Annotated in this window: 10 protein-coding genes; 4 read left to right on the top strand and 6 right to left on the bottom strand. The window is 70.5% G+C overall.

From position 1 onward, the window contains the following. Together GA0115254_RS00635 and GA0115254_RS00630 are read left to right on the top strand one after the other, a co-directional pair. Positions 1 to 742, top strand: a 742-nt coding sequence (locus tag GA0115254_RS00635) for a M23 family metallopeptidase (RefSeq protein ID WP_093893279.1), incomplete at its 5' end; no start/stop codon positions are given. A gap of 189 nt (positions 743 to 931) precedes the next feature. Next, positions 932 to 1,777 (top strand): SGNH/GDSL hydrolase family protein, encoded by an 846-nt coding sequence (locus GA0115254_RS00630; protein WP_093893278.1) that lies wholly within the window; start codon positions 932 to 934, stop codon positions 1,775 to 1,777. A 48-nt stretch (positions 1,778 to 1,825) separates the two neighbouring features. Here GA0115254_RS00630 and GA0115254_RS00625 read toward each other — a convergent pair whose 3' ends face one another. The 6 genes from GA0115254_RS00625 to GA0115254_RS00600 are packed head-to-tail and all read right to left on the bottom strand — an operon-like array spanning position 1,826 to position 7,996. Next, positions 1,826 to 2,704 carry an STM4011 family radical SAM protein gene (locus tag GA0115254_RS00625; RefSeq protein ID WP_093893277.1) on the bottom strand — a complete coding sequence of 293 codons (879 nt, stop codon included), beginning with the start codon at positions 2,702 to 2,704 and terminating at the stop codon, positions 1,826 to 1,828. An 8-nt stretch (positions 2,705 to 2,712) separates the two neighbouring features. Next, on the bottom strand, positions 2,713 to 4,077 hold the full coding sequence (locus GA0115254_RS00620; RefSeq protein ID WP_093893276.1) for an STM4012 family radical SAM protein: 1,365 nt from the start codon (positions 4,075 to 4,077) through the stop codon (positions 2,713 to 2,715). Then, positions 4,074 to 4,889, bottom strand: a complete 816-nt coding sequence (locus tag GA0115254_RS00615) for an STM4013/SEN3800 family hydrolase (RefSeq protein WP_093893284.1) — start codon at positions 4,887 to 4,889, stop codon at positions 4,074 to 4,076. Before GA0115254_RS00615 ends, GA0115254_RS00620 begins: the two co-directional genes overlap by 4 nt. A 37-nt stretch (positions 4,890 to 4,926) precedes the next feature. Then, a complete protein-coding gene (locus GA0115254_RS00610; protein ID WP_093893275.1) occupies positions 4,927 to 6,081 on the bottom strand; it encodes an STM4014 family protein in 1,155 nt (384 codons plus the stop codon). Continuing rightward, positions 6,062 to 7,033, bottom strand: coding sequence for an STM4015 family protein (locus GA0115254_RS00605; protein ID WP_093893274.1), 972 nt, complete (start codon positions 7,031 to 7,033; stop codon positions 6,062 to 6,064). Before GA0115254_RS00605 ends, GA0115254_RS00610 begins: the two co-directional genes overlap by 20 nt. Positions 7,034 to 7,039: 6 nt before the next feature. Continuing rightward, positions 7,040 to 7,996 (bottom strand): STM4015 family protein, encoded by a 957-nt coding sequence (locus GA0115254_RS00600; protein ID WP_093893273.1) that lies wholly within the window; start codon positions 7,994 to 7,996, stop codon positions 7,040 to 7,042. A gap of 200 nt (positions 7,997 to 8,196) precedes the next feature. Here GA0115254_RS00600 and GA0115254_RS00595 point away from each other — a divergent pair, with 200 nt between their 5' ends. Beyond that, a complete protein-coding gene (locus GA0115254_RS00595) occupies positions 8,197 to 8,523 on the top strand; it encodes a hypothetical protein (RefSeq protein ID WP_093893272.1) in 327 nt (108 codons plus the stop codon). 106 nt (positions 8,524 to 8,629) lie between these two features. Continuing rightward, positions 8,630 to 9,631, top strand: a complete 1,002-nt coding sequence (locus tag GA0115254_RS00590) for a DUF6745 domain-containing protein (RefSeq protein ID WP_093893271.1) — start codon at positions 8,630 to 8,632, stop codon at positions 9,629 to 9,631. Positions 9,632 to 9,647: the final 16 nt, after the last annotated feature.

The following is a 9,647-nucleotide window of genomic DNA, read 5'->3' as shown; positions in this document are numbered from 1 at the left end:
GACGTACTCCGTCGTCTCCGGCGACTACCTGTCGAAGATCGCCACCGAGCACAACGTCAAGGGCGGCTGGCAGAAGCTGTACCAGGACAACCGCAAGGTCGTCGGTGAAGACCCCGGCCTGATCTTCCCGGGCATGAAGCTGACGCTCGGCGGCAAGGCGTCGGGTGACGCCGCGTCCACCGGCGCCGGCGCCGGCGCGGGCGCGGCCCTCCCGTCGAAGGTCCCCTCGGTGCCTTCGTCGGTCGTGGAGAAGTCCGCCCCGGCCAAGTCCGCCCCGGCCAAGGTCTCGACAGGCACGGGGGCCAAGACCTCCGCCCCGGCAGGCCAGAGCAACAGCTCCGGCTACGCCCACCCGGTCCCCGGCAATCACACCACCGGATACCGTGCCTCCGGTTCCAACTGGTCCAGCGGCAGCCACACCGGCATCGACTTCCCCGTCTTCACCGGCACCAGCGTGAAGGCCATCACCTCCGGCACCGTCGTCACCGCCGGCTGGGGCGGCGCCTACGGCAACCAGGTCGTCGTCAAGCACGCCGACGGCCACTACTCGCAGTACGGCCACCTGTCCTCGATCTCCGTCTCCGCGGGCCAGGCCGTGAGCACCGGTCAGCAGGTCGGCCTCTCCGGCGCCACCGGCAACGCCACCGGCCCGCACCTGCACTTCGAGGTTCGCACGGGCCCGGCGTACGGCTCGGACATCGACCCGATCGCGTACCTGGCTTCCCATGGCATCTACGTCTGAGCCGAACGGCCGGGCAGTTGAGCGGCAAAGCATGACCTGAGCAACACAGAAGGGGCGGTGCGCGGCAGCGCATCGCCCCTTCTGCTTATTCCCCCTTTACCAAAAACTGACCGGGTGGTCTATCTCACCACCCGTCAACCCCTTATTACGGTCGCGTAGGTCACATTCGTCGGTGCAGGATAAGCGTTTGTGGCAGACGATTCGAGAAAAAATCAACGTGGCGTCATCAACCGACATGGCGTCATCGGGTCGTACGCAGCGATTGGCGACAGCTTCACCGAGGGAGTCGGCGACCCCGGCCCGGACGGAACCTTCGTCGGCTGGGCGGACCGTTTCGCGGTACTTCTCGCGGACCAGCTCCCGGACCCCGATGCGGGGACGAGCACCGAAGGCTCCGCTCACGGGAATTTCAGGTACGCCAATCTCGCCGTACGCGGACGCCTCCTCGACCAGATCGTCGAGGAGCAGGTGCCGCGCGCCAAGGAGCTCGCACCCGACCTGGTGAGCTTCTGCGCGGGCGGCAACGACATCATCAGGCCCGGCACCGACCCCGACGACGTGGCCGAGCGCTTCGAGCGCGCGGTCGCCGAGCTGACCCAATCGGTCGGCACCGTCCTGGTCACCACCGGCTTCGACACCCGAGGCGTTCCCGTGCTGCGCCATCTGCGCGGCAAGATCGCCACCTACACCGCCCATGTGCGGTCCATCGCCGACCGCTACGACTGCCCGGTCCTCGACCTGTGGTCGCTGCGGTCCGTCCAGGACAGGCGCGCCTGGGACGACGACCGGCTCCATCTGTCGCCCGAGGGACACACCAGGGTCGCGCTGCGCGCCGCCCAGGTCCTCGGTATCGATGTGCCTGCCGACCCCGACCAGGAATGGCCCCCGCAGGCACAGCGCGGCACGCTCGAAGTACGGCGCGACGACATCCACTGGGCGCGCGAGTACCTGGTTCCGTGGATCGGCCGGCGGCTGCGCGGCGAGTCCTCCGGCGACCATGTCGAGGCGAAGCGGCCGGACCTCCTGCCGCTCTAGGCGGCGTCCGCCACCGTGGTGCCCTCGCTCGCCGGACGGGCTGGAGGTTCAGGCCCGTCCGGCGAGGGGCGACAACGGGGACGCCGGTATCCGTTCCAGCACACCGCCCGCGAAGACGTCGTACAGCGGCAGCGTCTCCAGATGTACATAGCCGATGTGGCAGTCGCAGGCAGCCAGCGGACAGGCCCGCGGGCCGAGAGCGCGCCGGTAGCTCCCGTCGTAGAGATTGCCGAGCTCCGCCGGGACGAAATGACAGCGCCGCACCGTTCCGTCGCCGTCCACCGAGATGACCGACTCGCCCGTGCGGCACGGCAGCCCGGCCGACCGGTGCGGATGCCGGCTGTACGGGAAGAGCGGGTCGAGACCCGTCCACCGATCCGCTTCCTCGTCCGTGTAGGTGTGCCCCTCCGCGGCGTTCACCCAGAGATAGACCTCGTCCGGCAGGGCGGCCCGCAGCCGCCGCGCCTCGTCGAGATGGTCGTCGAGACCGACGACACCGACGCTGTGGCGGATGCCGAGCGCGGTCAGCTCCCGGCACTTGGTGAGGAACCGCTCGTACGGTGTCTGCCCCGGGTGGTACGTGCACCAGAGCGCGATCTTCTCGCGGCCGGCGTCCCCCGCCTCGGCCAGCCACCCCGTACGGGCGCTGAGATTGGTCTGGATCGCGACCCGGCCGATGTGCGGCAGCTGCGCCAGCTCGACCAGCGCACGCCGGTACCAGGAGCGGACCAGACCCTCGCCCCACGGGGTGAACAGGACCGAGATCCGGTCGCCGGTCTGCGCCGCGGCCCACGCCGTGAACCGCTGCAGCGCGGCGCGGTCGGCGTGCAGCTGCTCCCGGCTGTCGCGCCGCTTGGCGAACGGGCAGTACGGGCAGTCGTAGTCGCACGACGCGAGCGGACCGCGGTAGAGAATGGTCAGGTCCATGGGCGCGCTCACTTCAGTTCGTACGCGGCCATCGCGGCCCGTACGCCGGGGGAGAAGAGTTCGGGGCCCAGCGCGTCGGAGTGGGCCAGGCCCTCGGGGGAGAGCCGTAGCGGGCCGGATGCCCCGGCCGTCGCGTCGAGCCAGCCGCGCGCCTCGAACCGGGCCAGTTCGGCGGGGAAGTCGTCGGCCGGGGAGGTGCCGAACCGCTTCCGGTAGTCGGCGGGTTGCAGCCCCTCGGCCTGGAGGACGGACTGCAGGACGTGGCGGCGGCGCGCCTCGTCGCCGTCGACGTACCGTCCGACCTCGGCGCGCGAGAAGTCCTCGGTCGCGGTGTAGCCGTCGATGATCGCCCGCACCTCACGCATCTCCACCGCGTAGTCGAAGGAGTAGTGCAGCTTCGAGGTGTACGAACGGGCGCCGCACCCCAGCCCGATCATGCCGTCGGTCTGGCAGGCGTAGTCGTCGGGGCCGTCCGTCCGCGGGGCGTCGGCGCGGCGGAACATCCGCATGGACACCTGCTCGTAGCCGTGGGCGAGGAGATGGTCCCGGCCCGTGCGGTACAGCCGCAGCCGCTGTTCGTCCCAGGCGGCGTCCGCGGCTGCCTCGCCGTCGGCGCCGAGCCGCCCGAGACCGGTCAGCGGGCGGACATACAGCGGATAGAGATACAGCTCCTCCGGCTGCCGGCCGAGCGCCGCGTCCAGCGAGGTGCGCCAGCTGTCCTCGGTCTGCCCGTCGATGCCGTAGATCAGGTCGATGTTCAGGATCGGGATGCCGGCATCACGTATCCGGTCCAGCGCCGCCTCCACATCCGCGCGGCGCTGCGGCCGCACAGCGGCACGCGCCTCGGCTTCGACGAAGCTCTGCACGCCGATGCTGATCCTGGTCGTCCCGCGGTCGGCGAGGACGGCCAGCCGGTCGGCCGTCGCGGTCGACGGTGACGTCTCGACCGACAACGGAACGGACCGCAGATCGGCGCCCATCCGCTTCTCCGCGATGTCGCAGAGCCGCTCCAGCTCCGCCGCGGTCAGGAACGTGGGAGTGCCCCCGCCGAACGCCGCCGCCGCGAAACGCACCGGCTCGGTGTCTCCCAGCGCCTCGCGAACGGCGGTGGCCTGCCGGTCCAGAGCATCGAGATAGCGGGTCGTCAGCTCGTCGGGAGCGCCGATCCGGGTGAAGAGATTGCAGAAGCCGCAGCGGACCTCGCAGAAGGGTATGTGGAGATAGAGCGAGAGCGAGTCCTTGCGCTCTCCCGCCCACACCTCGCGCAACGCCGGCCGGTCGGCCAGGGGGCGATAGGCGGTCTTGTGCGGATAGGCGTAGACATAGCTCTGGTACGGGCGGGTGGTCTGCGAGACGGTCGTGGTGCGGCTCATGGTGCGGTGGTCCCCGGTTCCAGGAAGAAGTGCGCGTACGGAACGGTCCAGACGGACTCGTGACCGAGCCGGTGACCGGTGTAGCCGTCATCCCCGTACGCCGTTCCGTGGTCGGAGCAGACGATGACGAAACAGCGGCGACGGCTGCTTGCGGCGGCGAAGAGCCGGCCGATGTGGGCGTCGACGTACTCCAGGGCGGCGGCATGGGTGGCGCGGGAATCGCCCGCCTCGCGCGTGGCCCCCGGCTGGTGGAACCAGTTGGGCTGGTGCATGGCGGCCACATTGACGAACAGGAACAGCCGCTGCTCGACGGATAGTTCGGCGACGACCTGCTCGGCACGGGCCACCTGCGCCTCGAAGGAAGTGGGCGACGCGACGCCGAACTCCGGTTCCCAGTGGCTCTCCTGGAACATGCCGGGCAGAACGGAACCGAGCGGCCCCTGCCGGTTGAAGAAGCCGACGCCGCCGATGCACACCGTGCGGTATCCCGCATCGGCGAGGCCGGACAGCAGATCGGGGGTGTCGAAGACAAAGGTGCCCGAAGCGGTGGACTCGCTGCCCGCGAAACGCGCAGCGAACAGCCGGGGGTGCGGCCCCCGGCCGGCCGGTGTCGGCAGAAATCCCGCGAAGATCGCCTGGTGGGAGGCGTAGGTGAAGCTGCCGGGCGCATGCCGCTTCTCCCAGACTCCGTCCGGCAGATGGCGCGCCAGATGAGGGATGCGTCCGGCGGCGGCGAGCTCTGCCGCCACGTCGTAGCGCAGTGTGTCCAGGGTGACGAGCAGCAGGTCGTGGCTGCCCACGATCTCGCTCATGTCGGGGTTCCGGGCGTCCGTGAGGACGGGCGCGATGTCAGCAAGTGGCGGCTGCACGGTGGTTCCTTGCTCTGTTCAGTACGGCGGCGACCTGCGCCGCATAGGTGTCCAGGCCCTCGGCGCCGCTGCCGGCCAGGCCGGTCAGCCGTGGCAGCAGATCGCCGAAGGCGTTGACCTCGCCGACGGCGAAGCGCCGCCAGCCGGTCGCGGGCAGCAGATCGACGCCCACACACAGCGTGTCCGGGAAACAGGCCGCTGCCCGCTCGCACACGGCCAGGGCCCCGGCCCAGCTGCCGCCCGCGGCTTCGACGGCCGCACGGACGTCGTCGAGACTTCCGCGCTCGCCACCGAGGTGAAGATTGGTCATGGGGGAGTGGCTGGTGCGCACGACGGCATGGGTGGCGCGGCCGGCCACCACCACGACCCGCAGATCCGCCGCGCGGCCGCGCTGGGTGGCCTTGGGCAGCCAACGCTCGATGTGCAGCCCGTCCGGTGCGAGTGCGTCGACGATCGCCGCGACCTCCCGCTCCGTCGTACAGCGACGTACCCGCAACGAGTTGAAGAGCCGGCCGGCCGCGTCGCGCTCCACCGATGTGGTCGCCCTGACCCGGCCGGGTCCGGCCGTCTCCACGGCCAGCACCCCCGAGGCGGACGAACCGTGCGCCGGTTTCACAAAGGCCCGGGGCATGCCATGGGCCGCCATCCGGTCGCGTACGTCCGCCCAGTCGCGCACCGCGGGGGCCGCGGCTCCCGAGGTCGGCGACGCGGGCACGGGCACTCCGGCGCCGTCCAGCACGGCATGGCAGAGCCGCTTGTCGAACAGCACCGCGACATCGTCGGGGTCGTCGAGCAGAACGGCACCGGAAGCGGCTGCCGCCCGCGCCACTGCCCGTACAGCCGAGGTGAACCGGGCGTACCACAGGGCGGTCCCCTCGACCCTGGCCGGATCGCCGACCGCCCTCAGCAGCCGCTCCACCTCGGCATCCTCACCGGGCGAGTCCATCCGTACGGTCTCGCCCGGCCGGAAGGCGGCCTCGCCGCGCAGGACGTCCAGCCAGGGCACGACCCGCGCGGGCGGCAGCCCGGCGGCGCGCACGGCGTCCTGGAAGAGCGCGACCCGGCGGTTGCCGGGCACACCCACGACGACGAAGCGCGGCGCCGGGCCGGTGGCGCTATTCGCTGATGGCGACATAGCGGTCGTCGTCCCCTTCCGGATCCCAGTACTCGACCTCGTCGACCTCGCCGTTCACCCGGTCGGAACCGAGCAGGTTCCTGAGGCGGTCCACCAACGCGTCGCTGATGTAGTGATGGTGCAGATCCAGTGAGGTCAAGTGGGTGAGCGGCTGGCCCGAGAGCAGCGACCCGGCGCCTTCGTCGCCCAGGGTTCCCATCGCGAGGGAGAGCGACTCCAGCTGGGCGACGACCGGGGCGGAGGCAACCGCGGCCGCGATCTCGTCCTGGATCTCGCTGTTCTGCAGCCCGAGATGTCGCAGCGCCGGGAACGCCGCCCCCGACAGCAGTGGGGCGAGGTCCTCGACCGTCGCGTCCCCGCCGTATTCGGTCACGCCGAGCCAGAGTTCGAGGTGCTCCAGTGCGGGCAGCTCCGATGCTCCGATCGCCCGCACGATGCCGGACGGCAGTCCGCCCGACTCGAACCGCAGCGATTTGAGCGCCTTGTGCCGCACCGGCCGCAGGCCGAGCGTCTCCTTCCCGTCGATCGGCTCGCCGCATCCGCGTACCGTCAACTCCTCCAACCGTCCGAACGCCTCGATCACCGGAGTGATGTCGGACATCTCGAGCCATGACAGTTCGCACTCCTCGCTGACGACATCGGCGAGGAAGAGCGCCTTCAGGGCCGGAAAGCGGTCCGCATGGCCGGCCAGCAGTTCGATGACGGACGCGAAGGATTCGTACTCCTCCTGCCACCAGGGGCCGATCAGCAGAGCCCGCACCCGCGAAGTGTCGACCGCGTCGAGAAAGTGCTGCCAGAGCGAGGTGAACGTCAGATCGCCCTGCCAGGCGCTCTCGAGCCGCCACGCGACCGAATCGGCGGCCGGGAGAGGGTCGGTGCGCGACCCGTCCGGCCCCGGCAGGGTCAGGACGGGCAGGCCGTGAAAGGACTCCGGGTGTTCGATGTCAGTCATCGCGCATCACTCCGAGATCGCGGTGTAACGGCCTTCGGCACCGCGACCGCCCCAGGGCTCCTCGCGCTCCGACACATCGACCTGCACCCCGTGGGGTTCCAGCGCCTGAGTGATCCGGCGTTCCATCGGCTCGGTCATGAAGTGGTGGTGCAGATCCAGCCGTTCGAGATGGGTGAGCGGCTGACCGTCCAGCAGCGCCGCCGCGCCCTCGTCACCCAGTGTGCCGTGCGACAGGTCGAGGGTACGGAGCTGAGCGACGACCGGGGCACCCGCGACGGCCGCCGCGATCTCGTTCTGCACCTCGCTGTTGCGCAGACCGAGGTGGTGGAGGCGGGGGAAGCGGGAGCCGGAGAGCAGGGGTGCCAGGTCCGCCACATCGGCGTCGCCCCCGTACGCGGAGACGCCGAGCCAGAGGTCGAGCCGCTCCAGCGCGGGCAGTTCGCTGTCCAGGACGCCGCGGATCACTCCGACCGGCAGGCCGCCGGTCTCGATGGTCAGCGAACGCAGCCGCTCGTGCTTCGTGGCGGAGAAGACCAGATCCGTGCCGCCGCGCACGCCCAGCTCCAGCAGGCCGGGAAACGCGGTCAACAGCGCGGTGACATCGGACTGCTCGATCCAGGAGATCTCGTTCTGCTCCGGGATGATGTCGCCGACGAAGACGGCCTCCAGCGAGGTCAGCCGGTCGGCCGCGGCGATGACCAGATCGATCGGGTAGGACGAGGTCTCCTCGTAGGACTCGCCCCACTGACCGATGATGAGGGCCCGCACACCGGCCGGGTCGACCGCCGTGACAAACGCCTGGAACGCCTCCTCCCAGGTCATCTCGCACTCGTCGTCGTACGGATCGACCGAGATGCGCCAGGCCGCCGCATCGGCGGCCTGCACCGGTGCTTCCTTCGTCGCGTGCTGGAAGTCGACGGCGGGAAGGCCGAGCAACTCGTGCAGATGGTCCACACCGGACATGACCCTGGGCTCCTGGTACTGGGGGACGGCTGATGTCCGCAAGGTTTATCAAGCCGCACTGACAACGGCGCGACCGGGGACGGTCCGTGACGTGTCCACCGACGCCCGTGGGAGCCGGTCGCCGGTCGATTGTCAGACCCTCCCCTTAGCGTTTTCCTCGTGGCCGGCACAGCGGGTGCGGCCATCGAGGGGAGACTTCTGTGTACCGGCAGGGCGATGTACTGATCGTGTCGTTGGAGGAGTCGGCGGTGCCCGCGCATCTGGTGGACGCGCCGGGCGAACCGAGGGACGGCCGTGGGCGGATGGTCCTTGCGCTGGGTGAGGTCACCGGCCATGCCCACGCGGTTCAGGGGCCGGGCCGGCTGATGCGCGAGGCGGGTGTCTTCGGGCCGATGCTGCTCCATCTCCCCGAAGGCGGGCGGGTGGTTCACGAGGAGCACGCGGCGATACCACTGTCGAAGGGCTGGTACCGAGTGGTACGCCAGCGGGAGTACGCCCCGGGCGCGGTCCGCATCGTCGCGGACTGACGCCGCCGGGCCCATCCGGCACCAGCGGATCAGCGAGCCGGGTCAGAGATCCGGAGCACCTACACACAACACTGAACGACACGGAATCAGGGGACGGGGAAGACCGATGCAGTACGTGGACTCATGGCGGGCCGTGGCAGCGGCGACCGGTGCGGCGGACCGGGCCGCGGCCGAGGACGGGCTGCGGCTCGCCTACCGCAGCGCAGGACTTGCCGAGCCGGAGCGGATCGTCTGGGTCGACTCGCCGAGGGCCGCCGTGGAGGCCGTCGAAAAGCTCGTCGACGGCGGACGCTCGGTGCGTGACGAGGTACGGACCCGGCCCTGGGCGCAGGAACGGCGCCGGATGTACGACGAGTTGGGCCCGGCGGGCTGGTCCGCCCTGTGGTCCGCCACAGGGGCGCAGCTCTGGGAGACCACGGCAGCGCTCGCCGAGCGGATCAGGGCCGGTGTCGTCGCGGACCTCACGGAGCGCCCCGAGGACGAGTCCGATGTCCGGCTGGTGCTGCTCGACGCGGTCCTGGGCCAGCACGATGCGGCCTGGCTCGCCGCGTTCGACGGCCGGGGCGAGCGGCTTGACGGGCTGGCCGAGGTCGCGAGGCACGCGGGCTGGTGGTGGCCGTACGAGCGTGTGGTGGTCATCAGTGAGCGCCCCGAAGCGCTGCACCGGGACGAGGCGGGACGGCTCGACCGCGGGGACGGCCCGGCGCTCGCCTACCGCGACGGCTTCGCACTCCACGCCTGGCGGGGCATGCCCGTGCCCGCCGAATTCCTTGCGGAACTGAACTCCCTCACTCCCGAACGGATACGTGAGGAGGAGAACGCGGAACTGCGCCGCGTGATGCTGGAGTTCTACGGTTACGACCGCTATCTCACCGAGTCGGGCGCCGAGCCGGTCCATCGGGACGAGACGGGCATCCTCTGGCGGATCGCGCTGGACGGCGACGAGGACGTGGTGATGGTCGAGGTCGTCAACTCCACCCCGGAGCCGGACGGAACCCACCGCATCTACTGGCTCCGGGTGCCGCCCGGCACGAGGACCGCAAAGCAGGGTGTGGCCTGGACCTTCGGACTCCAAGGGGATGCGTACGCACCCCTGCGCCAGACCTGACCTCCGTCGGCCGAGC

This window comes from Streptomyces sp. Ncost-T10-10d, assembly GCF_900091955.1.
GTDB lineage: Bacteria > Actinomycetota > Actinomycetes > Streptomycetales > Streptomycetaceae > Streptomyces.
The sequence above is the reverse complement of the archived record's forward strand: the minus strand, read 5'-3'. Positions and strand labels throughout refer to the sequence as shown.